The organism is Brevundimonas sp. (genome assembly GCF_041648055.1).
Taxonomy (GTDB): domain Bacteria; phylum Pseudomonadota; class Alphaproteobacteria; order Caulobacterales; family Caulobacteraceae; genus Brevundimonas.
The window spans coordinates 344,240-367,222 of the sequence record NZ_JBAZPS010000002.1; the positions used below are offsets into that span (position 1 = coordinate 344,240).

General features: G+C 62.3%; 20 protein-coding genes. 6 read left to right on the forward strand and 14 right to left on the reverse strand.

Translation table 11 applies throughout. The annotated features are described in order from the left end of the window. Positions 1 to 8: 8 nt before the first annotated feature. Positions 9 to 1,094: a hybrid sensor histidine kinase/response regulator gene (locus tag WC585_RS07920; RefSeq protein ID WP_373257136.1), complete on the forward strand. Its 1,086-nt coding sequence runs from the start codon at positions 9 to 11 to the stop codon at positions 1,092 to 1,094. A 297-nt stretch (positions 1,095 to 1,391) separates the two neighbouring features. Here the strand turns inward: WC585_RS07920 and WC585_RS07925 are convergent, their stop codons facing one another. The 5 genes from WC585_RS07925 to WC585_RS07945 form a co-directional block, all read right to left on the reverse strand. Continuing rightward, positions 1,392 to 1,625 carry a hypothetical protein gene (locus WC585_RS07925; protein ID WP_373257137.1) on the reverse strand — a complete coding sequence of 78 codons (234 nt, stop codon included), beginning with the start codon at positions 1,623 to 1,625 and terminating at the stop codon, positions 1,392 to 1,394. Continuing rightward, entirely contained in the window at positions 1,625 to 3,190 is a 1,566-nt protein-coding gene (locus WC585_RS07930) for a tyrosine-type recombinase/integrase (protein WP_373257138.1), read from the reverse strand. Before WC585_RS07930 ends, WC585_RS07925 begins: the two co-directional genes overlap by 1 nt. Positions 3,191 to 3,815: 625 nt before the next feature. Beyond that, positions 3,816 to 4,187 carry a hypothetical protein gene (locus tag WC585_RS07935; protein ID WP_373257139.1) on the reverse strand — a complete coding sequence of 124 codons (372 nt, stop codon included), beginning with the start codon at positions 4,185 to 4,187 and terminating at the stop codon, positions 3,816 to 3,818. Between the two features lie 263 nt (positions 4,188 to 4,450). After that, a complete protein-coding gene (locus WC585_RS07940; protein ID WP_373257140.1) occupies positions 4,451 to 6,388 on the reverse strand; it encodes a recombinase family protein in 1,938 nt (645 codons plus the stop codon). Continuing rightward, complete coding sequence (locus tag WC585_RS07945; protein WP_373257141.1) at positions 6,388 to 6,570, reverse strand: hypothetical protein; 183 nt, start codon at positions 6,568 to 6,570, stop codon at positions 6,388 to 6,390. The genes WC585_RS07940 and WC585_RS07945 overlap by 1 nt, the downstream gene beginning before the upstream one ends. 808 nt (positions 6,571 to 7,378) lie before the next feature. Here WC585_RS07945 and WC585_RS07950 point away from each other — a divergent pair. Further along, the gene (locus WC585_RS07950) at positions 7,379 to 8,194 is read left to right on the forward strand and encodes an HWE histidine kinase domain-containing protein (RefSeq protein ID WP_373257143.1); all 816 of its coding nucleotides are present in this window, start codon (positions 7,379 to 7,381) and stop codon (positions 8,192 to 8,194) included. Between the two features lie 752 nt (positions 8,195 to 8,946). After that, positions 8,947 to 11,559, forward strand: coding sequence for a PAS domain-containing protein (locus WC585_RS07955; RefSeq protein ID WP_373257145.1), 2,613 nt, complete (start codon positions 8,947 to 8,949; stop codon positions 11,557 to 11,559). Positions 11,560 to 12,146: 587 nt separating this feature from the next. Here WC585_RS07955 and WC585_RS07960 read toward each other — a convergent pair. Continuing rightward, positions 12,147 to 13,214, reverse strand: coding sequence for a transcriptional regulator (locus WC585_RS07960; protein WP_373257146.1), 1,068 nt, complete (start codon positions 13,212 to 13,214; stop codon positions 12,147 to 12,149). 116 nt (positions 13,215 to 13,330) lie between these two features. Here WC585_RS07960 and WC585_RS07965 point away from each other — a divergent pair, with 116 nt between their 5' ends. From WC585_RS07965 to WC585_RS07975, 3 genes are all read left to right on the forward strand, one after another. Next, on the forward strand, positions 13,331 to 13,891 hold the full coding sequence (locus tag WC585_RS07965) for a hypothetical protein (protein WP_373257148.1): 561 nt from the start codon (positions 13,331 to 13,333) through the stop codon (positions 13,889 to 13,891). 1,184 nt (positions 13,892 to 15,075) lie between these two features. Beyond that, the gene (locus WC585_RS07970; protein ID WP_373257149.1) at positions 15,076 to 15,630 is read left to right on the forward strand and encodes an exodeoxyribonuclease III; all 555 of its coding nucleotides are present in this window, start codon (positions 15,076 to 15,078) and stop codon (positions 15,628 to 15,630) included. Between the two features lie 9 nt (positions 15,631 to 15,639). Beyond that, entirely contained in the window at positions 15,640 to 15,855 is a 216-nt protein-coding gene (locus tag WC585_RS07975; protein WP_373257150.1) for a hypothetical protein, read from the forward strand. 56 nt (positions 15,856 to 15,911) lie between these two features. Here the strand turns inward: WC585_RS07975 and WC585_RS07980 are convergent, their stop codons facing one another. From WC585_RS07980 to WC585_RS08015, 8 genes are all read right to left on the reverse strand, one after another. Then, positions 15,912 to 16,145: a hypothetical protein gene (locus WC585_RS07980; RefSeq protein ID WP_373257151.1), complete on the reverse strand. Its 234-nt coding sequence runs from the start codon at positions 16,143 to 16,145 to the stop codon at positions 15,912 to 15,914. A gap of 96 nt (positions 16,146 to 16,241) precedes the next feature. After that, the gene (locus WC585_RS07985) at positions 16,242 to 16,541 is read right to left on the reverse strand and encodes a hypothetical protein (protein WP_373257152.1); all 300 of its coding nucleotides are present in this window, start codon (positions 16,539 to 16,541) and stop codon (positions 16,242 to 16,244) included. A 345-nt stretch (positions 16,542 to 16,886) separates the two neighbouring features. Next, a complete protein-coding gene (locus WC585_RS07990) occupies positions 16,887 to 17,573 on the reverse strand; it encodes an MgtC/SapB family protein (protein ID WP_373257153.1) in 687 nt (228 codons plus the stop codon). Positions 17,574 to 17,655: 82 nt separating this feature from the next. Further along, positions 17,656 to 18,426 carry a metallophosphoesterase gene (locus tag WC585_RS07995; RefSeq protein WP_373257155.1) on the reverse strand — a complete coding sequence of 257 codons (771 nt, stop codon included), beginning with the start codon at positions 18,424 to 18,426 and terminating at the stop codon, positions 17,656 to 17,658. Next, positions 18,410 to 19,192, reverse strand: a complete 783-nt coding sequence (locus WC585_RS08000; RefSeq protein WP_373257156.1) for a hypothetical protein — start codon at positions 19,190 to 19,192, stop codon at positions 18,410 to 18,412. Before WC585_RS08000 ends, WC585_RS07995 begins: the two co-directional genes overlap by 17 nt. Positions 19,193 to 19,780: 588 nt before the next feature. Further along, on the reverse strand, positions 19,781 to 20,461 hold the full coding sequence (locus WC585_RS08005; RefSeq protein ID WP_373257158.1) for a TorF family putative porin: 681 nt from the start codon (positions 20,459 to 20,461) through the stop codon (positions 19,781 to 19,783). Positions 20,462 to 20,467: 6 nt separating this feature from the next. Beyond that, positions 20,468 to 20,860, reverse strand: a complete 393-nt coding sequence (locus WC585_RS08010) for a response regulator (protein WP_373257159.1) — start codon at positions 20,858 to 20,860, stop codon at positions 20,468 to 20,470. Positions 20,861 to 20,878: 18 nt separating this feature from the next. Next, entirely contained in the window at positions 20,879 to 22,546 is a 1,668-nt protein-coding gene (locus WC585_RS08015; protein WP_373257160.1) for an ATP-binding protein, read from the reverse strand. Between the last annotated feature and the right edge of the window lie 437 nt (positions 22,547 to 22,983).

Consider the following 22,983-nt stretch of genomic DNA (forward strand, 5'->3'; position numbering starts at 1 on the left):
GAACGCCTTTGAACGGGGTTCTCGCCATGGCCCACGTCCTAGCTGACGCCCCGCTTCCGCCGAGAGAAAAAGAGGCCGCCAAACTTATTTGCTCTTCTGGCGAGACGCTTGAGCGGTTGCTCTCCGACATTCTGGATCTGGCAAAGGTCAAGGCGGGACAGCTCGAGATTGAGCTCACCAGCTTCCATGTCGGCGAACTCGCCCGAAGCGTTGCAGGTCTGGGCCAGACCCTAGCCGATGCAAAGGGTGTCACGCTCTCGCTTTCGGTCGTGGATGGCGCGGATCGCTATGTTGCTGGTGACGAAGTCCGCATCAGACAAGTCGTTACAAATCTTTTGTCCAACGCGATCAAGTTCACACCCTATGGCTCAGTGACGCTGACGGTCTCGCGTACGTCAACGGGCGCTTTCCGCTTCTCAGTCCAGGACACAGGCGTCGGTTTTGGTCCGCAGGAGAGGGGCCGCATATTCGAACGCTTTCAGCAGGCCGATGGCACCATCACCCGAAGGTTTGGCGGAACAGGTCTCGGGCTCTCAATCTCAAAACACCTCATCGAAATGATGGACGGAACTCTCGACTGTGCAAGCGAGGTGGGGGTGGGGTCTACCTTCTGGTTCGAACTGGAGCTGGAGGAAGTCGAACCCCCTCAGGCTGACAACCACAACCACCCCGACGGCTCATCGGCATCATCAACACGCCTCCTCGTAGTTGACGACCATCAGACCAACCTGAAGGTTGTCGAAATAATTCTGACGGGTGCTGGCATGTCAGTGACCACAGCGACCAATGGCAAAGAAGCCCTGGCCTGTTGGGCTGAGGGATCTTTCGACCTGATTTTGATGGATATGCAAATGCCCGTCATGGATGGTTTAAGCGCCGTGCGCGCAATACGCGCCGGCGGAAAACACACAGGTCGGGCGAGAACGCCGATTATAATGCTGACCGCTAACGCGTCCACCGAACACATCTCAGCAGGAGCGTTGGCGGGTGCCGATGGTCACCTGACCAAGCCCATCCCTCCAGCTTCGCTCTTTTCGACGATTGACGTTGTGCTGCCTGAGAGCGAGCAAGCGGGCGCAGAAGAGGCCGGCTAGCTGATTTCGACACCGGTCGGGTGGGTCACTTTGGCCGCATCGGATCGCGCATAGATGCAGGTATAGCGCAGGTCGGAATTTCGGCGCTTCCCACGTCAAAGTGCGTAAAGTTGAGAACGCTTCGACCACCGGTTCAGCTCAGACTGGGAAGGGGTTGGGTCTGCGGTTTCCGCTGTCGCGAATTGTCCCAGAAACTGATGCCGCGCTTGGCTTATGACCTCGCGCTTTCCTAGATTTCGTAATGATGGGGTCAGGTGTTCTATTGACCTGGGCGGCACTACTTCTTCCGAAACCCTGCTAAACAGGGAGGCCTATGTCGCCATCGCCGACGGTCGGACCGTTGGCCAGAAATATGATGTCGGCGTCAGCGCGGGCGATACCCTCTTCGCCTGGAGGTACGCCCTGCACTCGGGACAGGCGTTCAGGCTCATCGGGCAATGACTGGTGTTCGTGGGGCGTGGTGACGACTATGCTGTGCGTCGCGGGCTTGATGTTGTGGATGCGGTGCCAACGCAAGTAGACAGGTTTCATCACCGATGGGTCTGTTTCAGGCAGTCGGACATGCGTATGGCGACGCTTTCGGGAATTGGACATCGGACAGATTGTGACGGGTGCAGTTCGTGATAGCCCGGCTCAACATCGACGACCCTAAACAGCCAAGGGTCCCGAGCGATTTCTGCCGCTAGCCACACATCGCTGACCAACGTGCTGCGACGCTCGACCCCCTCGGCTCCCAGGTAAGCGCATAGGTCGATCAACGCTCGTTTCATGGTCGGTCCTTCCGCCTTTGGTACTAGTCTGATGCTGCCTTGAAAGCGCGCCTTGTCGGGTTTCTGCTTCGTAGGCAATGCACTTGCACCACGGCGGAAGTCGACGTGATGCACAACGCCTCCGCCCTTCTTCATCGGCTGCAAATGCCAATCCGCCAGCACCGCGACATCGTCTAAGTGACGGCTTCCCTGGTCATGCCCCGCTGCTTCAGCTTCGAGACGCTGGATCCGCTCGGCAATGCTTGTGACGACAGTGGTGCGGTCTACGTAGACCGCGAGCAGACGTTCGACGCGGCTTTCTTCCCAGCCAAGTACGTCCGCTATCTCAGGAGCCGTCAGACCGGCCTTTCGCAAGCGCGTGGCGAGAGTTCCACGCGCGTCGTGGAGGTGCTTTTCGATAGGTGGCTGTGCGGCAGCACGCGTGTCGTTGAACCGGGTCACTAGGCCGGAGTACTTCCAAGGCCTTCCAAGGGTGTTGGAAAGGACCGTCAGTGGCAGGGTAGGGGGCTCCTCGCCCCGGGCCATAGCTTGGCGCGTCAGCTCGCCGTGACGCAGCTTTTGCTGCGACTTGATTTGCGCCAAGAGCGAGCGTGTTTCGGCCAGAAGAGGGATCACAGCCGTGCGTTTGCCGCGACCTTTGCGAGTGACCTTGATCACGGCGACATCGGTTACCTCAGTCCAAAGCAGAGTGGTGAGGTCGTGAAGGCGCAAACCCAGGAGACATGCCAGTTGTGCGACACAGGCGATCTCAGGCGAACTCGCTGCCTTGGCGAAGCGGGCCAAGTCGTCGGCTGTCCAAACCTGGTCTGAACGGTTGTTCTTGTAGAGCTGCCCGACGCCTGTTGCAGCATTGGCCGCCAGCAACCCTCTCTGCTGACCCCAAGATAGGATCCGCGAGAGGACCTGCATCAGATAGTCAGCGGCACGCGGCGTCTCCTGCCACTGATCCCGCCAGGCCAAAAGATCAGATTTGACACGCGGGTCGTTCAGGGCAGCCAGCGGAATGCCACCGATATCGAGTGGGTGGCTATCGACGGCGATCTTCGAGATGCGCCGACGCCACTCCTTCTGCGTGCTCTCCGCCAATCCCGCGAACTCGGGCGACGCCTGATACTGCAGCGCCAGGGCTCCGAGGGTGTCATCGGGCTGACCGCGCTGGTTTTTAACGGCCTGAGAATACGCCAGCATAAACTCGCGCGAGCCAGGTTGGCCGGGGAGGCGGGGCCCGCCTTTCCAAGCATACCAGTAGGTGCCGAGCACCTCACTGGTCGGGCTGCGTCGTACGACCCGCTTAATGCCTTTGGGAAGGTGCGACTTGACGACCACGCCACTCCTCCAGCGGATCGGCTTGGGGGGCGATCATGTCGGCCATGTCGATCGACACTTCGCCCGATGTTGCCACGCGGATAGCTCTTGGAATGAGGCCTTCAGCATGCACAGCGCGCACAATGCGGCGCACATCTGACTGTCGGACTGACCGATGCTTGATCGAGTTCATGGCTCGACCGTGAAGACGACGTCGCCACCCGGGCCTGACGAGAAGGTGCCGAAGTGGCCGACTTCTACACTTCTGCCCATTCCCGTTTGCTCAAAGACGACCTGTGCCAGCAAGTCCAAGCACCGTCGGATCAGCTCGGGGTGAAGGTACATAGGTTCAAGACTCGTGATTTCGGCACGGAGCTCATCATCTGACATGTGGGGTGGTGCTGCGGCCATAGGCTTCTCCTGCCGAAAAAGTGGCAGATGTGCAGCCGTACCACAACCCCTCAAAGCGTAATTAAACTACTGAATCCATTACGAAAAATAGCGCTTGACGGTGGGTCTTCGAAGCTGCGGATTTCGCTGCAGAAACTGCCTTGGCGTTGCCGAAGAGCCTAACACTTTTTGCGAAGGGCCTCATCGGCAGCACGAGGGGCGGGAGCAATATGGTGTTTCGCGTACCCTGACCGGATCAATGACGAGAAACGATAGTCAGCTTCTCAGCACGGGCTTCGATGTAATGGCGACCCACACCGCTCAGGCCCATCTCTCCCTTGGCGTACGGCTCGCCCATTTCGTCCGTCAGCTGCAGGTAGAGACGAGGCCAGGGTCCCTCAAGCAGGTGGATGCAGACCGGGTCGGGGTTGCGCAGTTCGTCGCGGATCAGGTGGAAGGTCACCGGGGTTGGTGCGGCAGAGGCTACATCCTTCGGCAGAAACCCATTGCCATCTGGGTTAGGCGGAGCGGTGGTGGCGATAGCGAAGAGATTGATCGTTTCGGGCAGTGGCTCGCCTTGAAGGCGATCGACCACGCCCGCGGCTGAGCGGAAGACAGTGGGTGTCATGGGATGTCCAATAATGTGAGGGAAAGAGTGGCCATCCCCCGGACGGCCATTTGGTCGCTTGAGCGATTGAAACGGATCTTACCTGACCCCTTAGGGCAGATCAAGAAACGCGCACACGGGTAGACCCGAAACTGCGGGACCTTCAATCAGGCGGCCCGAATATTGGTGTCAGCGTCATATGAATACCGGTTTACGGCGGGTATCGTTTGAGTTGAGAACAGGACCACAGTTCATACCTATCAGCGGCTTGGGCTATATCGACATCAAACTGAGAGATAGGTCTTCGATTGCGGTGCGAGCTGGTTGAAGCTGCCCGCCTCCACCTTGCCCTGGGCGATGAGCCTTTTAAGGGAGGAGCGCACCCGACTTTGTGCCGCGACGCGTGTCATCGGTTCGTTGGACCGAACGGCGTCAATCAACTCTCTAACATGAAGTGGCCGACCCTCTTTTTTCAGAGTTTCGTGAACGATTCCATAGCTCTTAGAGGGCCGACGCGCCTCATTGCTATGGCCAATCTCGAACTGAAAAGAGAACGTTCCAAGTTCATGATACTGGCTGTTCCGCAGACCCTGACCAAGCACCATCACGAAATCATGCACCCCATTGGCCATCTTAAGCAGGCTGCTGATCTGGCCCTCAACATGGAGCGTCGCCCCCCTGAAGCCGCGCTCCTTACCAAGCGGAGCGGGAAGCGGCTCGACCGTGATCTTGTCGACCAAGGCTCGGATCGCATTGCGTGCATCGAGCCCGGCGACGCTATCAGTACCCATTACGGCCGTGAGAGTCTGGAGCTGCGACCTCATTGAACTCGCAATATCGTCTCGGGTTCCGACGACGCGCGGAGGGACCTCGACCTCACAGATCCGGTTAGAAATCAGAGCCTTCTCAGACTCGAACTCCGCCATCTGCTCGACGATGCGCGCCCTGACAGCGCTCGACATGTTTGCAACAGCGAGGCTTTCCAAAAGGCCTAGTATTTTCTTCTCTAACTCGTCCCTTCTTCGGGTCAGAAGCAGGATTTCATTGGGTGCAGCCGAGACTTTCTCCGCGAGAGCCTCGATGTATGCATTAACATAGACCTCAGCAGCATCGGGCTTGTTGAGTAGGGAGGTGAGATTTTGGATGAAGCCATCCTCGGCTTCCTGATAAGAAATTCGTCGGTTGTTTGAGCAGCCTCCAACTCGCGCGTGCCCGCTACAAGCCATATAGCGGCGCTCGATCATGACGTATGAGTGCCCGCACTCTGCGCACTTCATTTTGCCACTAAGAAGAAACGCTGGCGGTTTCGCTCTGGGCCCCCCTTTCTTGCCCGCCCCGTTCAGCCTGACTTGGACGCGCTCGAAAAGATCCTGCGGGACGATCTGCAGGTGCGGAGCATCGCCGTAGCTTGGCTGGGGGTTTGCGAACTGTGCAGTGACGCGCGCACCAGAGATCGGGTGCCGCTTATACATTTTATTCCCGTAACGCGGTTGGCCGAGATAGGTGGGGTTGCGGAAGATGCCCGAATTCAGTTTAGGGCTGCCAGTAAGGACGCCAGGGTCCCAAACACCCCGTCCGTCTCTGCGTCTCGCACCCGGTCCAGCAACACCTTCTTCGTTCAGCCGCTTGCAAATGGCTGTCGTGCCCATGCCTGCATCGTACTCCTGAAAAGCACGCAATACATATGGGGCTTGCGCCTCATTTATCTTCCGGATCGCCACAGGAGGCTTGCCGACCCAGTCGACTTCATATCCGTATGCCAGACCACCGATGTATTGGCCTCGTTCAGTAACTGCCGCGAGTTGTCCCCTCCGGACCTTGGCCGCTAGAACCCGGTTCGCGTGCTGGGCTTGGGCGAACTTCTGCGTGATCGATGAGGAGGACTCGATCCCGTCGGATAGCGTGATGACCTCACAGTCATAGAACTTACAGATGTCAAAGAACCCCAAACCTTTTGAGGTGCTTCGAGCAAGGCGATCAGCCTCCTCGACGATGACAGCGTCGAATTCACCGAGCTGAACGCGCTCCACCATCTCCAGAAATCCGGGGCGATTTTCGATGGCTTCGCCGTGTTTGGCGTCGTCGCGAAAATCCGCGACGACTTGGATGCCATGACTCAAAGCATAGGCACGAGCCATCCGAAGCTGGTCGTCATTTGACAGCGGATTCGATGCAATCGAGGAAAAACGGGCATACAATGCACCGCGGATCAGCTTGGACATCAGGTGCGTCCCGCCTTAGCGTCCTGGTTAGCGGCAAACTCGGCTAGCGCTACAAGAACCAAAAGCAGCGAGGCATCGAGATGCGGATGACGCGCCTCGATCTCCCTCAAACGCCGTTTGAGGGCGATTTGCACCTGAATCCGATCGAACGAAGTCAGTTCAGCTTGGTGAAAGACAGTCATGAACAGGTACCGTTGTTCACGACATCAGTGCCAAACGTCGATGTCTGACGGGCCCTTACAATGAGCTCACGAAGAACATCCGCCGCATTGCGGTTAGCCACGATTAGCACTCCGTCGATCAAGCCGAATGCACGGCCCGCTCGAAGTGCGACAACCAAAGACTTACCTTTAAAGGTGAAGCGCAGGTCTCGCTCGTAATGGTGGCGTTCAAATTGCAGGCGGTTGCGTGTCGATCGTTTAGGGGAGTCAGATTTCATTTTTGCTACTTTCGGTAACGATTAAGTTCGATACCGGGTGTAGCTCCCCGATGAGCCCCTTATTGCAGACTAGGAAATCTTTGTCAAGTCATACCTTTCATTTTCCTAACAATCTGCAGTTCGGGTGAGTATACTGTACACGCATGTTAATATTAACGGCGATTCTAGACTGACATAAGGACGCCGACTCTGCCGCGTCGACTGCACGGCCGCACTCAAGGTGCGAAACAGATACCCAAACTGGGGCTGAGATAATTGTCTACAAGGGACGTCAGAAAATGGGTGGTTTTCACCATCTGACCGGGTCACCCGACGACTCTTATCAAAACGCTTCGGCATCTGCGCGGGAGCGATTTCCTTGCGTGAGTCCGAAGCGACCGCACGCTTAGAGCGGCCTATCGGCCCCATCACCCCACTCGCTATGCGGCTCAACGCCCCGTCGCTCGGCCGTCACGAAGATTGACTTCTCTACACAACAATATCGCCTGACGGTATCCGAGACGGGCCGGTCACTCCTCGGCTTCGGTCCCGAAGCGGCGTTCGAACAGACCATGATCGCGTCCCTTCTCACGCCCGAGAGCGCGGCCGAGCGCAAGAGCCGGCTAAGCGAAGCCATAAATCATGTCGGCGATTATGAATCCGATTATGAGATGCTCGACGGACGCTGGCTGGAAGTGCGTGGCAAGATGCTGGCGGATGGCTCGGGCAGGCCGGAGCGCCTCGTCGGGACGATCCAGGACGTGACGGCCCACCGGGTCGCGTTCAAGGCGCTGAAGAAGAGTGAGGCGCGGCAGCGTATCCTCATCAACGAGCTGAACCACAGGGTGAAGAACACCCTGGCCAAGGTGCTTTCGATCGCGACCCTGAGCGCCCGCAAGTCCGACAGTCTCGAAGGGTTTTCCGAGGGTTTCCGGGCCCGGCTGATGTCCCTGTCGGCCACACATGATCTTCTGACAAGGGAAGTCTGGGAGGGGACCGACATCCGCAATGTTCTTGAGGCGGAACTGGCCCCCTTCGACCGTGACCAGTATCGACTGACTGGACCTTCGCTGTGGCTTCAGGCCGAAACCGTGCTGAACCTGGGTCTCATCGTCCACGAGCTTGCAACCAATGCCACAAAATACGGGGGCCTGAGCCAGCCGGGGGGATGTATCGATATACGCTGGACGGCCGGCGAGGGCCTCATGTCGCTGAGCTGGCGGGAGACGGGTGGTCCCGTCGTCGGCGAACCGGCCCGACGCGGCTTCGGATCCCGGCTTGTCGAGGCCAGTACCCGGGAGGCGAGATTTCGTTATCCCCCTGCCGGCTGCGAAGCCGACCTGGTGCTTGTGCTTGCGGAGCGTGCGACCGAGCCTCTGGACATCTAATAGCTGCAACCGGATGTCCGGGTCGCCGAAAGGGGCAGGGGAGGGCACCGGGCGTTCGGATTTGCGGTCAAGTATGCATGAATTCACGGGGGCGAGTTCTCAAACGGTACCGGTTTGGGCCGATCGCCGCGACTCCGGTTAAACGGGATGAATGACCCAGGATGAGCTTGACCAGACCCTCGACCGGATGTTCGCCGAGGCGCAAACTGAGGACTCCCAGCCGGGGGTCATTACGGTGAGCACCGATGACTGGACCGGTCGTCTGGCCGTGTCCCGGGCACCTGTGCCTCGCTGCAGGACGGCCTGCGCTACCGCGAAATCCAGGTCCTGGTCGCATCGATGTTCGAGACCCGCGTCCTGTCCCGGCGTGAGGCGGACGGACGCGGCGCGCCGTACAGGGAACTGACACCGCGGTCGAACGCGGGGATTCGCCCGCTGCCGTGAGGACCGGCGGCTGCCGACCGCGTGGATGTCCCCCGGTTCCGGGTCGCTCCCTCTAGGTCCGGAACCGGTCACAGGGATGACGGGCTCGGCGGGTGTGCGCATAGCAAGCTGAGCCGCAAGTTTACGCCTTCTCTGACGCATGCGCGCGAGCCGAACCGCCACCCAGGCTCGGTCTCGCTAGAACGGCCGGGTGAAACGATGTGGCCTCCGGAAATGCTGAGGCTGCAAAAGGTCCTGCCATTTGAACCGCAGAGCTTCACAGGAGTTGAGGACGTTCAGGTCCAACCGCCAGGCAGTCCCGACAGACGATGCGTTTCAGTGCTCCAGACCCGTCGCCCAAGGCCGAACGCGATGCGGAACGCATCGCCGGGGAGGTGCTGGGACTGGAAAGCTCCACCGATCCCTTCGTGTCTGCGGTCCGGGCGACCCGGATGCCGATGATCATCACAGATCCCCGGCAGACCGATAATCCGGTCGTCTTCGCCAATGACTCTTTCTGTCGCCTGACCGGCTATGCGCGGTCGGAAATCCTCGGGCGCAACTGCCGCTTCCTGCAAGGGCCCGAAACGGACCCGGAGACCGTCAGGCAGATCCATGATGCCGTCGCGGCGGTCGAGCCGATCGAGGTCGACATCCGCAATCACCGCAAGGATGGCGAGCCCTTCTGGAACCGTCTGCTTCTGGCCCCGGTGTTCGACGCCGATGGTCGACTGGCCTATTTCTTCGCCAGTCAGGTCGACGTCACCCTGGAGCGCGAGCGGCTTGCGAACCTGCAGTCCAACAATGCGGCGCTCGCTGCCGAGCTGACAGCGCGATCGCATGTCGACCGGGAACGGGAGCGAGAACTCGATCTCGCCATGCGGGCCGGCGGACTGGGGGCCTGGAGCGTCGATGTGCGAACCCGCACCCTGGTGGCGTCGGAGGCCTACAAGACCCTGATGGGATGGCCCGTCGATGAGGTCTTCACCTACGAGGACCGCCTGAGCCTCATCCATCCCGACGACCGCGACGCCGTCCGCGCCCAGAGCGAGGCGACGATCAGCCGGGGCGCGGACTATCATATCAATCATCGCGTCGTCACGCCGGACGGATCGACCCGCTGGATGGAGGCGCGCGGGATCCTGATCCATGACGCCGAGGGCCGCCCCCTTCGGCTGGCGGGCGTCACGACCGATGTCACGGAACGGGTGCGCGCCGAGCGTCTGCGGACGGCCTTGATGGAGCTTGCGGACGCCCTGCGGGATGTTGCCGACCCCGACGATCTGACCCACGCCGCCTGCGAGATCGCGGGGCGAACCCTGGACGTCGATCGCGTGGGGTTCGGCATGGTCGACCGGCCGACCGAGACCATCTCCATCGCCAGGGACTGGAACGCACCGGGAATCCAGAGCCTCGCCGGCGTGCTCCATTTCCGGGATTACGGCAGCTATGTCGAAGACCTGAAGCGCGGTGAAACCGTGGTGTTCAGTGACGCCCGCCTCGACCCCAGGACCCGGGACACGGCGGCGGCCCTTGAGGCGATTTCCGCCCGGGCGGTGGTCAACATGCCCCTGCAAGACCAGGGGGAGACGGTAGCGCTCTTCTACGCCAATACCGCGGGAGCGCGGGTCTGGCTGGCCGATGAGCTGCAGTTCATGCGCGATGTCGGGGAGCGCACCCTCGCCGCCCGCGAGCGCCGCCGGGCCGAGCGGCATCTGGCCAGACTGGCGGCTTCCCTCGAGCGCACCGTCGAAGAGAGGACGGCCGAGCTGATGGCCAGCGAGGCCGCGCTGCGGCAGTCCCAGAAGATGGAGGCGGTCGGACAGCTGACCGGGGGCATCGCGCATGATTTCAACAATCTGCTGATGGCCATCTCCGGAAGCCTGGAACTCGTCAGCAAGCGGATGGCCGAGGGGCGTTTCGAAGACACCGCAAGGTTTGTCACGATGGCCCAGACGGCGACCGAGCGGGCCACGGCCCTGACACACCGCCTGCTCGCCTTTTCCCGGCGTCAGACCTTGGAACCGAAGGCCACCGATGTGTTCGCCCTGGCGCGCGACATGGAAGAGCTGATCCGGGGTTCGGTCGGCCCCGGCATCACCTTGAGCACGGTTTCGTCCGAACCGCCCTGGCCCGTACTGGTCGATCCGAGCCAGCTCGAGAATGCGCTGCTGAACCTCTGCATCAACGCCAGGGACGCCATGCCGGAAGGCGGGGATCTGATCCTTTCGATCAGCAATGTCACTTTGGAGGATGACACCGTCCTCGGGCCGGAATGCACGCCTGGCGACTACGTCCGGCTCAGCGTCACCGACCAAGGGGTCGGGATGTCCGAGGAAACGATCGCCCGAGCCTTCGACCCCTTCTTCACGACCAAGCCCATGGGGCAGGGAACAGGCCTGGGCCTGTCGATGATCTACGGCTTCGTCCGGCAGTCCAGCGGACAGGTCAGCATTGCCTCGAAGCCGGGTGAAGGCACCACAGTCAGCATCCACCTTCCGCGACACCGTGGGACTGTTGCGCCCGAACCGCGCACGGAGGCGCACGAACCGGATCCAGACCGGTCGCGCCGCGCCATGGTCGTGATCGTCGACGACGAGGCCCTGATCCGGATGCTGGCGGCCGAAGCCCTGGCCGAGGCCGGTTTCGACTTCGTCGCGGCGGAAGACGGGCGGTCGGGACTCGCCCTGCTCGGTGCCACGGGCTCGGCGGAGTTGCTGATTACGGACGTCGGCCTTCCCGGGGGCATGAACGGCAGACAGCTGGCCGACGCGGCCCGGGCCATGAGACCGGATCTGAAGGTCCTGTTCATTACGGGCTATGCCGAGAGCGCCGTCCTGAGCGGAGGCGACCTGGAGGAGGGCATGTACATCATGACCAAGCCGTTCGAGCTGAAGGCCCTGGCGCGGCGGGTGGCCGCTATACTTGACGGCCGGGCCTAGCGTCCCGGGATATCTGCGCGAAGCTAACGCGCCAGCCGGCTCGGGGTTGGGCGGACCTATAATTGGCTGGGTGGTCGTGTTGCCCGATAACGCCCTTCCGGGTCTGAGTTGCGGCGATGGAGAAGCGTCATGAACCGAACACGGTCGGACGAGCCTTGAATGAGGAGCGCCGACGCCCCGCGGCAAACAAGTCGTTGAGACGACGGGGCATGGGCAGGCCGAGAGAGAAGCGCCCACCGCGCCAGTGTCTGATCGACGGTGTTCGGAACGCAGCCGCGACACTGGGGTTGTTTCGGCATGACAGATCAGGACAGTCTTCGATCGCAGGCCAACAGTGCGACGCTTGTCGTTCGAACAGGAAAGGCGAAGGCTGCGGTCAGGGTGAAGGTCACCAATGGAGGGCTGCTCGCCATCGGCGGGCTGGTATCGAGCATATTGCTGTCTACCGCTGCCCTGGTGTGGGTTTCCACACGCGTTGCCTATCGGCACCCCGTCGCCACAGGCTGGTTCCACCACAGATAGCGCGGGTCGCTGGCTGATGTCGTCACAGCGGCCTCAGGACGAGGTGGCGCTGCCCGCACAAATCCTCAATCGGCTCTAACCGTCGTGAGCGCCCACACCATCGCCGCCCCAAACAGGGCACCCTCGAGGCCTGCTGTCATTGCCTGGCTCACCGGCCCAAACGTGGCCTCACCGAACAGTGCACCGATGTGGTCCAGCCTCAGCCTGGCCTCCGGGAACTGTGCCGCCAGGGCGGTGAGGCTGCCGCCCATGAGCTGGCCGCCGACCAGGGTAGCTCCCGCCCCGGCCAGTCCGGTCAGGCCGGCACCGGCCAGAACGCCGTAGCGGCGTCGTGCATTGAGCTGGCTGATCCAGAAACCTGCCCCGATCGACGCGCCCAGCAGCATGCCTTCACCGGCACCGGTGATGGATTTGGGTGCCGATCCGAAGAGCAGCACGAATGCATCCAGCCCCACAAGTCGCACGAGAGCCCCCACGGCCAGTCCGCCGCCGGCCCCACCGACGACCCGCAACCACCCGCGCTGAGGCACCACGAACCCTGCCGCGCCCACCCCGAACCCCACACTGGATCCCCCGAGCATCCCGACCACGGCGGTGAGCGTGGCCAGGACAAGCAGGCCCGATGCGGCACCGCCCGCGCCACCATCTGCGACCCCTGCAAACCCATAGGCGAGCCCCCCGACCAGTCCGGCCAGGCCCCCGCCGATCAGTCCGGCCCGGCCCATAGCCAGGATGTGTGCCATGGCCTGGGTCTGTCCAGGCTTCTGGAGATGCCCGGACGCTACGGCTCGTGCCGTGGGGCCGACGTCCTGGCGCGTCACGGATGCGATGAAGCGATACCCATGACCGGGGACCGTCTCGATGAATCTCGGACGCCCTGCTTGATCGCCCAGCGCCTTGCGCAGCGACCTTACGCACTGCGTCAGCGCTTCCTCGGTGACGGGCACGCCCTTCCACACCTCGTCGAGAAACCGGGCCTTGGTGACGAGCCGACCCTCTTCGACGACCAGCAGAACCAGCGCATCCAGATAGCGTCCGGACAGCTCCACCCGTCGCCCGTCCTGCGACAGGCGGCGTTCCGCCGGGTCCAGCACGAAACGGTCGAAACTATAGATGCTGGCCACGGTTTTCACGGCTTCCTCACGCGGCGCTCAGGACGCTCACCGCCCGCCCGGCCATGGTTCAAGCCTCATCCAACCCGGCCACGAAGGCAATGACGTACAAACGCCCTATCCAACACAATGACCGATTGACCTCGACCCTGCGCCTTGTCGGCTGGACCCTCGTCGCGGGCCTGCTGATCACCCCCGCCGTCGCCATGCGGTTCAGCGAGGAGGTCCAGTGGACGCCGTCCGACTTTGTCTTTGCGGGGATCATCCTGATCGGCGCGGGCGTGATCGCGGAACTGGCGGTGCGCGCCTCGGGCACATGGTCGTACCGGATCGGGGCCGGTCTTGCGGTCCTCGCTTCGGTCCTCCTGCTCTGGATCAACGGTGCCGTGGGCATCATCGGATCGGAGGATCATCCGGCAAACCTTCTTTATCTCGGCGTGATCCTCGCCGCATTCGTCGGCGGGGTCGTCAGCCGGTTCCGCGCAGACGGCCTGTCCCGCTCCATGGTTGTCGCCGCCGTCGTCCAGGTCGTCATCGGCGTCGTAGCGGTCCTGCGGGGATGGGGGCAGGGCTCGGAGAACTGGCCGCAGCCGGTCATCGTGCTCAGCGTCGTCTTCGGTCTGATCTGGCTGGCGTCCGCGGCCCTGTTCCGCCGCGCGGCCCGCATCCATCGTGCGGCCCCGCCCAGCGCTGCATGATCCTGCGAAGGGTCGCTCGCGCTGGGATCCGCTCCGCCATCTCGGCGAGGACAGGCCATGCGCGCACACAGGTGACGAGCGGTTTTTGTCCGCTCGCGAGGAACCCGCCTGCGTGTCCCCGGTGACCGCTTCAGGGTCGGCAATGGACGGGACAGCCCCGCACCAGGTGCCGGTCTGATCAGTAAGCGGACCTCTCTCGTGAGAGTTTGGGCCCCCGCCGTTTCCACCGGCGGGGGCCTTGTCGTTCCCTGGGTCGGCCAGGCCGAGAACATTTCTCTGTCGCAGCCTCAGCTCCGATCCGGCCTGAACGTGGTGGGCCGGAACAGCGGTTCAGACAGGGTGACTGAAGGCGTGGTGCTGAACAGGAAACCCCTACGGCAAAGCCCAGGCAGACGACCTAGCGCTTTCGCCTCAGGTTCCAGACCAGGCCTGACAGGGCTGTGACGACCAGCGCAAACGCGGTGATGTGCTCGGGTGTGATCATTGAACGTCCTCTCTGTGGAAGCATGATCCCACGGGCGACAGCCCGACTATGGATTCAAATATTGCAGGCGCCCGGTTTGCAGCAGCGGCGGCCATTCCGGGCTGATTTCCGAGCTATTCTGCGCGGACCTGTCGTTGCTTGCTGCCGTCTGGCCGGAGCGAACGGATCTACGATCCCGCAACCTGCGCTTCACACCGCTTTAGTGGCCTGGCTTGTGATGGTGACCGGCCATACACCGCCTCGGTCATGCGGTCGGTGGACCTGAACTCCGGCTTTGCGGCCATCACCGGGCCGCAGGCTTCGGGCGCGAGAACGGCATTTGGGCACCCATCGGACCATAGCCTTGGGACAGCAGCTTCATGGGCGAGCGGGGAGAATTTCACGCGGCGGCGTCCGCAATGTTGCAACTGCTGAAGCTGTTTAGGGGGTGCCATCGGCATGAACGGTTGGACCGTTTCAGGCATTGTGTCGTGAGAGATTTATCGGAACCGCCCCGACGACGCGATGACACGACGACACGACGACGCAGAGCGTCAGACTGTCGATCAATGGGCTGCGCCGGGCGCGTTATCAGGGGCTGCGGGACAGACGCACGGATGACAGGCACGACAACAGGGCTAGGGTTGGATGAGGGTCATCGGCCTGACGTACGCGCAGGCTGGGGTTTCAGCGGACCTCATCCCGAAAACGGCGTGAGCGGATGAGGATCGCGACGTTCAACATCAATGGCGTGAATACCCGGCTGGCCGGTCTGCTCAGCTGGCTTGAAAAGGCTGCGCCCGATGTCGTGTGTCTCCAGGAGTTGAAAGCGACAGGCGCTCAGTTCCCTGAAGCTGCCATCCGGGACGCCGGGTACCATGCCGTCTGGGAGGGAGAACATCGATGGAATGGTGTCGCCATCCTGTCGAAGGTCGGTGAACCGGTGGTCACGCGCCGGTCCTTGCCCGGCGACCCGACAGACACGCAAAGCCGCTACATCGAAGCGGCTGTGCAGGGCGTGCTGATCGCATCCCTGTATCTGCCCAATGGCAATCCGCGGCCTGGGCCCAAGTTCGATTACAAGCTTGCCTGGTTCGGCCGCCTGATCACCCACGCGCACAGCCTCATCGGGACCGATGCGCCTGTGGTGCTTGCCGGCGACTACAATGTCGTGCCGACGGGCGCTGACATCTATAACAGCCGCTCCTGGACACGAGACGCGCTGCTCCAGCCCGAAAGCCGGGCCGCCTTTGGTCAGATGCTGAACCAGGGCTAGACCGACGCCTTGCGTGAGCGCTATCCCCATGACCCTCCACCCTGGACGTTCTGGCAGTATTTCCGACAAGCCTGGGAGCGGGATGCGGGGCTCAGGATCGACCACGTGCTGCTCAATCCGGTGGCCGCCGCGAGACTGCGAGATGCGGGCGTCGATCGGGACGTGCGCGGCGAAGGCCGCGCCAGCGACCATGCGCCGACCTGGGTCGAACTGGACTGGCCTTGAGCCGGGCGACGCCGGTGTCGCTCTGTCGCTGCACACCAGGACGGACCGTTTCGGTCCTAGGCTATCTCGAGCGTACTGATGACGTCGCGGAACATATCCGCAGCGTCCTGGTCATCGAGGTCTTCAAGATCGACTGAGCTGGTGAGGGCGTGAAGCTGGCGGATGACATCGCCGCAATCAGCACGCGCCCCAGGGGCCTCTTCTCGCACCCACTGCGCGATGGCCGCGATGGTGAGAAGCGCCTCCTGGTCCGTCATCTGACTGTCCGGCAGGACGGCGACGGCCGCCACTTCGCTGAGCTCGCGAAGGGCACGTCGGCAGGTCTGGGGATCAGGAGCGTTCATCGTGCCGGCCCGGCTGGCACCCGACAGGGTCTGTTCCTTGGCTCACGCGGCCTGGCCGCCAAACTCATGAAATGCGCTCTGGACGGCCGACGCGCGCTCATCGTCCTGCAGATCAACCGAGACCTCGATCCGCCCTTCATGTGCGCCATCATCGCGCGCCCCTTCGCTCGGTGCGCCCGCTTCTCGATCCGACCCCGAGATCGTCTCTCCTGCCGAGTTGGCAGGCCCTTCCGGGGCCATGAAGATGTCGCTGCGTTCAACGTCATGTTCCTGCACAAGGCGCTCGACCACCAACTCAGCCTCCCGCCGGGTCGTGAATGTGGCCTTCAGCGTCTGGTTCATGATCATGCTCCGTTCTGTCGATCCGACGTCAACGCATCGGACCGTCCCCCGCTCCCGGGCGGCGGATAATCGCCTCGGTGGGTGGCCGTCGCTCGAAGGATGGGCAGTCCAGGCGCGAGCCGCACGCTTGCCCCGACCAGATGGACCTTCGGACGTGTGACTGAGACGACGGCGCGATTGCGTGATGGCGGAGCCTCGGCGATGAACCGCTCCTCGCCATCAGCCGGGAGCTGTCGGCTGGGGAAGCGCCCTGACGTTCGATGTGAGCTCGCCAGGGCTCGCCTTCTGCAGGGAGAGGGTTTGCTCTTCAGACCTGAGCTCCGGACGGTAGCGGAGCGCGGCCTGCTAGGCATCATGGGGTCGGCATCGAAAGCTGAGAACCGAGGGATTGGATCGGCAGGAGACGGCGAGCGCGTCCGCGCGGGCTTCGGTATAGCCCCCGGCTGTCGTGCTGAACTCCAGCCTCTCGCTATCGCCGTCCCGCTCTATCCCCTGCGGCTGCAGACCCTGTGCGGTCAGCAAGGCCCGGACCGACCTTACATCCATAACGGCCTCTGCTCTGAAGCGGATGCGGATGTCGGCATAGCGCCGCTGGGGCAACACCGCCTCAGACAGGCGCACCGCTGCGAGCACCGCCAGCGTGGATAGGGATCCCAGAGCCGCAAGACCATAGAAGCCCACACCGAACAGCACCCCGAGAGCCGAAGTGGCCCAGAGAGACGCCGCCGTGGTGAGGCCCCGGACTGTAAAGCCTTCGCGAAAGATGACGCCGCCACACAGGAAGCCGATCCCGGTCAATATGCCGTGGGCCATGCGCACGGGATCGATCCGGATCAGGTCCGCAGGCGTGTCCGTGAGCCACTGGATCTGGTGCACCGCCGCCAGCATGAGCAGCGCCGAGGACAGGCAGACAAGAATATGGGTGCGAAAACCCGCGGGGCTGGCGCGATATTCGCGCTCGATACCGATCAAACCTCCGGCGACGATCGCGCCGAGAATCGGCCACAGGAAATCCGGATCCGGGAGCTGCATGGCCAAGCCAATGACCCGCCGGTCGGGAGGTTCCTGCATATCGTCTAGAGAACCCCCGACCGGACGCGGGGTGGTCCGGGTGTCAGACTTCGAACACCCTGTAGGGCCGATCACCCAGGGACCGGAGGACCGGCAGGGCGACATTGTAGACTGGCACGCCCTTGTGGGTGCGGCCTTCCGGGGCCCCGCGGTGGGCGTGGCCATGAACCACGAGGCTGACATTGTCGTAGCGGTCTATCGTTTCCGCCAGGCGGGAAGACCCCAGGAAGCAGTGGATTTCCGGCGGCTCGCCCACCACCGTGTCGACCACAGGGGCATAGTGCAGCAGGACCACGGAACGCTCTGTCCGCAGACTTCTGATCGAGGTCTCGAGCTGACTGGCGTCAGCGACCGCCTCCTGCACGAAAGACTTGATCGAGGCCTCGCCGAAAGAGCTCAGCATGTAGCGGCCGAACCCGCCTACAAACCCCTTGGCTCCCGCGAATCCCACACCCCCGATCTCGTGGTTTCGACCGCCAGACAGCATGGTGACGCCCGCATCGCAGAACATCTCCATGACGGCCTCGGGCTGGCCGCACTCGTGTTCATGATTGCCCATGACGCCGACGATCGGGATCCTGCACAGGCTGAGGTCCTTCAGCAGGGCATCGACTTCGGTGGTCTTGCCGAAGTTGACCATGTCCCCGCAGAGGCAGAGCACATCCGCCTCATCGCCGACACGCTCGAACAGGTCGCGGTAGGGCGAAGGCCCTTCGCCGACATGAAGGTCGCCCACGGCTGCCACACGTAGCTTCTGAGGCGGTCCCGGCTCCATGCCCGGCTGAGGCGTCTGGGTGTCAGTCGACAGGGTCATGGCGTTCCTCCAGTCCCTTGCCGACCACATCGCCGAAGCCCCACTCGGTGATGTCCGCAATATAGTCCCGGGGGCTGAAAAGACGGCCCCGGCAGACCCTGACGCGAGGGGCGGGAAGGGTGACCTGGGCCTCGAGACGCTGGGCCAGCTCGGTCATCAACCAGGCCGGGATATTGTCGCGTTCGGTCGGATAGGCGAAGCGGAAGTTCAGGAGGTGCGCCATCAGGACTTCCCAGTAAAGGTCCATCTGGTCGAGCAGCGACTTCCAGTCGATGTGGTCGGCCTGTTTCAGGATGACGTGGTTCACATCTGCGCCGTCATAGCGATAGCGGTCCTGGATAAAGACCTTGGACAGGATCAGTGCGGTCGGCGGGGTGATCTTCACCTCGTGGCCGTACACGGTGATGGCGTCCTCGCCGAACCAGGCGTCCGACACCGCGATGGTGCCGTTCGACATGGCGAAGATCACGTCGAAGAAATGCTTGTCGTCCTTCCAGACCTTGGCGATCCAGCGCTCGTCCTCGACGTCGGTGCGATAACCGCGCGCCTGGAAGAAGGCGAGGATGCGGGGGTAGTCGCCGGGCTTGCAGAAGACGTCTAGATCCTTGGTGGGTCGCCGGATCCCGGTATAGGCCGTAACCGCATAGGTCCCAGATAGCAGAAACGGAATGCCGCTTTCCTTGAGAAGCCCAAGGCTGTCCTCGTAGAAGGCGACGGCTTCCCGCGGGGGGTGATAGCCGGGGTCGTGGAGCGGGGCGTGGGACATGGACGGGCTATGGACTTGCTCGAATGAACGAAGCCTAGCCAACGACGACGGAGACAGGCCGGTTCCTCACACCGGTCAAGCCAGCGTCCGTGTAGGCCCTAGCTCTACTGCTTATTGCCGACACGTCTGCTCGCGGAAGTTCTCACTGCGATAACGGACAGGACAATTAAACGGCTGCCAGGTAGCAGCTTTGCCGCGAGATCGAACTCGGCTAAGCGCCAGTGATCCTTGGGGGGACGTCATTGCTCCAAGGGCATCCGGATCTCAACCGGTCCACGACGGCGGCGTCTTTGAGGGGCTCCCAGCCGCCGATCGTCTAGGATGGTTCACCTCGCCGCGCGGATGGGACATCTTCGGAACGTTGCGCTCGACTTCAGCCGGACATCGCCGAGGACTTCAAGGGGGGCACGCACGCACCTAACGACCGCTTTCCCCCTTTAGCAAACGTCGACCGCGACCGCTTGTGGGTCGCAGGCCAATGCCTGTTTTCGGCGGCGAAGCTCAGGGCGGAAATTCGACCCGTTTCGGACGTCCCACCTTGATTGGCACGCGCGGCTTTCGCCAGTGCCGACGGGGCTCAGACCTACCCTAGAAGTTGACAAATATAGACGCTACGGCCTGGCCCTTGTCTGCGTCGCTATCAACCCAGGTTAGATCTACGCGGAACCGTCCCAGCTCTCGTGCTACCCCAACCGACCAGTCAGCTTTCCCCTCCGAAGCAAACGCACCGTCCTCATAACCGACTGTACTGGTGACTGAGACGGGCCAGGACGAGGGCGCGAAGCTCAGCGACGTCCACCCATAACGGTTCTCCTCGTCACCCAGCGCTGACTGAGCCGGGGCGAATGCCGCACCAATGACCCAGGTTAGCGCCCCATGGGTGCGGCCGAGTTGAAGTGGGAACTCGACATAGTTCACGTCGTCCCCGTCGGGATAGCGATATGCAGCGGCGGCGACATCGACATCGAAGCCTCCTACCTGGCCCGCCCAGCCCAGCGTCCCTGTAATTTCCACGTCGGCTCCGTCACCGTCCGACCCGATGCCGTACTCATCGATCGTGGAGACGAAAACATCGCCGTAGACGCCGGACGCGTGATCCGCCGTCAGTCCGCCCTGAAGAGCCGGTCGCTCGCCGGAGAGTGAATAGCCACGATATCTATAGTCGCTGACGACGCCCGCCGTGCCGCTCAGAGACCAATCGGAGGATTGCGCCCAGGCCGGAGAAGCTATGCCAACGAGGCTCAGGGCGACAAGGATGGACGTTTTCATGATCTCTCAGGCCGCAGCTTCAGCATGGTGTTGGGATGCAAAAACGACGCGGTTGATCGCTTCAAGCAGTTCGGCCGGTCGGATCGGCTTGGGAAGATGGAGATCGGCACCGGCCGCCAGACTTCGATCGACATCGTCCGGCATGGCATTGGCGGTCAAGGCAATAACGGGCATTCGTATAAGCCCACGCGCCGCCTCGTACTCGCGCAGGAGGCGCGTGGCCGTCAGCCCATCCATTTCTGGCATCTGGACGTCCATGAGAACGACGTCGAAGGCCGAAGTGGTCAGCGTATCGAGAGCTTCGCGTCCGTTGTGAGCCAGGGTCAGATCCACACCGAGCGGTTCCAGGATCATCGCCACAACCTGACGGTTGATGGCGTGATCGTCCGCGTAGAGCACACGCAGCGAGCGGGCGTCTTAGTTTTGGGCCTGAGCCACCGGCTCTGGCGTCACGACCTCCACATTGCCGACCCGTGGCAGGCGCAGGTGGGCAAAGAAGGTCGATCCCTTGCCCGGAACCGATCTCACCGAGACCTGCCCTCCCATCATCTCCGCCAGGGATGCGCAGATCGAAAGACCTAGCCCGGTACCGCCGTATCGCCGGCTGACAGACACATCCGCCTGCTCGAACCTCTGGAAGAGCCGTGCGGCTGTCGCCCGGTCAAACCCGACCCCCGTGTCGCTGACCGATAGACAGAGCCTGCGGTCTCCGTGCTTGCGCGCAGTGACCTGGACGCAGCCGGTTTCCGTGAATTTGACGGCATTGCTGATCAGGTTGGACAGAACCTGGGAGACCCGCGTCCGGTCTCCCAGATACACCCCTGAGGCGTCATCCTGGATTGTCAGTCCGAGCGTAATCCCCTTGGCGGCTGCTGCCGCACCGTGAAGCTGGGCGACCGATTTCAGCAACTCGTCCAGTTCAAACGGCACCGACTCGAACTTGAGCAGGCCCGCCTCGATCTTGGCTACATCCAGAATGTCGTTAACCACATGTTCGAGCGTTCGGCCTGAGGAGACGATGGTGGCCGCCATCTCCCGTCCCCTCGCGTCCGTCTGGTGGTCCCGAAGGAGTTCCGTCATGGCGATAATGCCGTTCAACGGCGTCCTCAGCTCATGGCTCATATTGGCGAGAAACTGAGACTTTGCGGCATTGGCGGATTCCGCTTCCGCCAGGGTCCGATCCAGAGCCTCCTCATTGTAGGCAAGCTCCTTGATGAGCCGATAGACACGGACACCGCCGATGACGAGGGCGGTCAGCAGAAGCGCCACCATGATCGACAGGGCAGGAATGGCTCCAACGAGCAGCGACGCGCCAGGACGATCCGGCGTCCACTGAACAGAGCCTAGGCGTTCGCCGTCGCTATTCTTGATCGGTACCGACGCCTCGGTCACGTCTTGAGCCGCGCCCACCAGCCTCGGCTCGATCAGCATCAGATCATTTTCGAGGGATGCCACGAAGGCTTGAACCGTTGCACCGGACAAAACGAAGGGCGCTGGCGTCCCCGGCCGATCATTCTGGGCATCTTCAGCCACGACGCTGGAAACGGAGATAAAATAGGGCTCGGCGCCCACCATCACGGTTGCCTCCTGGGTCACGACGGCATCCAGCCCATATTCTGCGGGACCTGTCCGCTTCGCAGCCGCGCGGCGGCGGAGCTCGGCGACGATGGGGCCCGCCACTTCAAGCAGTTCCGCTTCAGCCTCGGGGGCTGTTTCCTCGCTGTCGCGAGAGGCATAGATGGCGCGCCCGGCCCCGTCGAAGACGACCGTGACTTCATGCTGCATGTAGTCTGCGTAGTAGTCGCCGTAATTGATCTGCATCCATTCGCGGTTCCCGGCCACGGTCTGCGTATAGGCTTCGTTCCAGACGCTCGCCGACAGGACGTCCTCACTCAGGCCTTCGAGGCGCCGCTCGACCTTCCGGGCCACAAGGCTGGTCTGGGTACGGACGCTCTGCTGATCAACAACGGAAGCGGAATAGGCCACCATTCCGCCGACACTGACGATGATCGCCCCCACTGCGAGCAAGGCAAACACCAGAATGCGTAGAAGCTGTGCGCGCGTTACGGCCGACTGTTCTGACATGGTCCGCTCCCGAATAACCGCGTCACATGGGAGCCGTTAAAGACAGATTTAAGACTGCGACATTCTGCCATAGCTCAGCGTTATCGAAGCTGGCTACGGCGGGCACTGACCCCCGGCATACGACGTCGGTCTCACCATGGGCGGGCCGGAGGGAGGCTTAGTCGTCAACAACGGGGCGCAGAAGTGCCGCATTGGCTTCGCATTCCTCGGCATACCGCGTCAGCGAATCGTGCGGCCGGGTCGGTCGGGGCTCTGAGCATGATGAGCGCCCGGTATGCGATGTCGGTTAGACGTTCTAGCTCGGTCATCCTCGACAACGAGCCGCAAAAGTTTGAGCCCAAGACAATCATTACTGCCGAAGCGCTTGAACTTGTCTGTGTTCAGGCGGCCGGTGCCGCTGCCCATGGGCAACGGCGAGAGCCAGACGCCACGGGGCC

Excerpts from the sequence above, each read along its gene's own strand:
- WC585_RS07935 (WP_373257139.1), bottom strand. The coding sequence starts at position 4,187 with ATGACACCCACTGTCTTCCGCTCAGCCGCGGGCGTGGTCGATCGCCTT.
- WC585_RS07995 (WP_373257155.1), bottom strand. The coding sequence starts at position 18,426 with ATGACCCTGTCGACTGACACCCAGACGCCTCAGCCGGGCATGGAGCCG.
- WC585_RS07990 (WP_373257153.1), bottom strand. The coding sequence starts at position 17,573 with ATGCAGCTCCCGGATCCGGATTTCCTGTGGCCGATTCTCGGCGCGATC.
- WC585_RS07940 (WP_373257140.1), bottom strand. The coding sequence starts at position 6,388 with ATGTCCAAGCTGATCCGCGGTGCATTGTATGCCCGTTTTTCCTCGATT.
- WC585_RS07970 (WP_373257149.1), top strand. The coding sequence starts at position 15,076 with ATGAGGATCGCGACGTTCAACATCAATGGCGTGAATACCCGGCTGGCC.
- WC585_RS07955 (WP_373257145.1), top strand. The coding sequence starts at position 8,947 with ATGCGTTTCAGTGCTCCAGACCCGTCGCCCAAGGCCGAACGCGATGCG.
- WC585_RS08015 (WP_373257160.1), bottom strand. The coding sequence starts at position 22,546 with ATGTCAGAACAGTCGGCCGTAACGCGCGCACAGCTTCTACGCATTCTG.
- WC585_RS08000 (WP_373257156.1), bottom strand. The coding sequence starts at position 19,192 with ATGTCCCACGCCCCGCTCCACGACCCCGGCTATCACCCCCCGCGGGAA.
- WC585_RS07985 (WP_373257152.1), bottom strand. The coding sequence starts at position 16,541 with ATGAACCAGACGCTGAAGGCCACATTCACGACCCGGCGGGAGGCTGAG.
- WC585_RS07925 (WP_373257137.1), bottom strand. The coding sequence starts at position 1,625 with ATGAAACCTGTCTACTTGCGTTGGCACCGCATCCACAACATCAAGCCC.
- WC585_RS08005 (WP_373257158.1), bottom strand. The coding sequence starts at position 20,461 with ATGAAAACGTCCATCCTTGTCGCCCTGAGCCTCGTTGGCATAGCTTCT.
- WC585_RS07945 (WP_373257141.1), bottom strand. The coding sequence starts at position 6,570 with ATGACTGTCTTTCACCAAGCTGAACTGACTTCGTTCGATCGGATTCAG.
- WC585_RS07950 (WP_373257143.1), top strand. The coding sequence starts at position 7,379 with ATGATCGCGTCCCTTCTCACGCCCGAGAGCGCGGCCGAGCGCAAGAGC.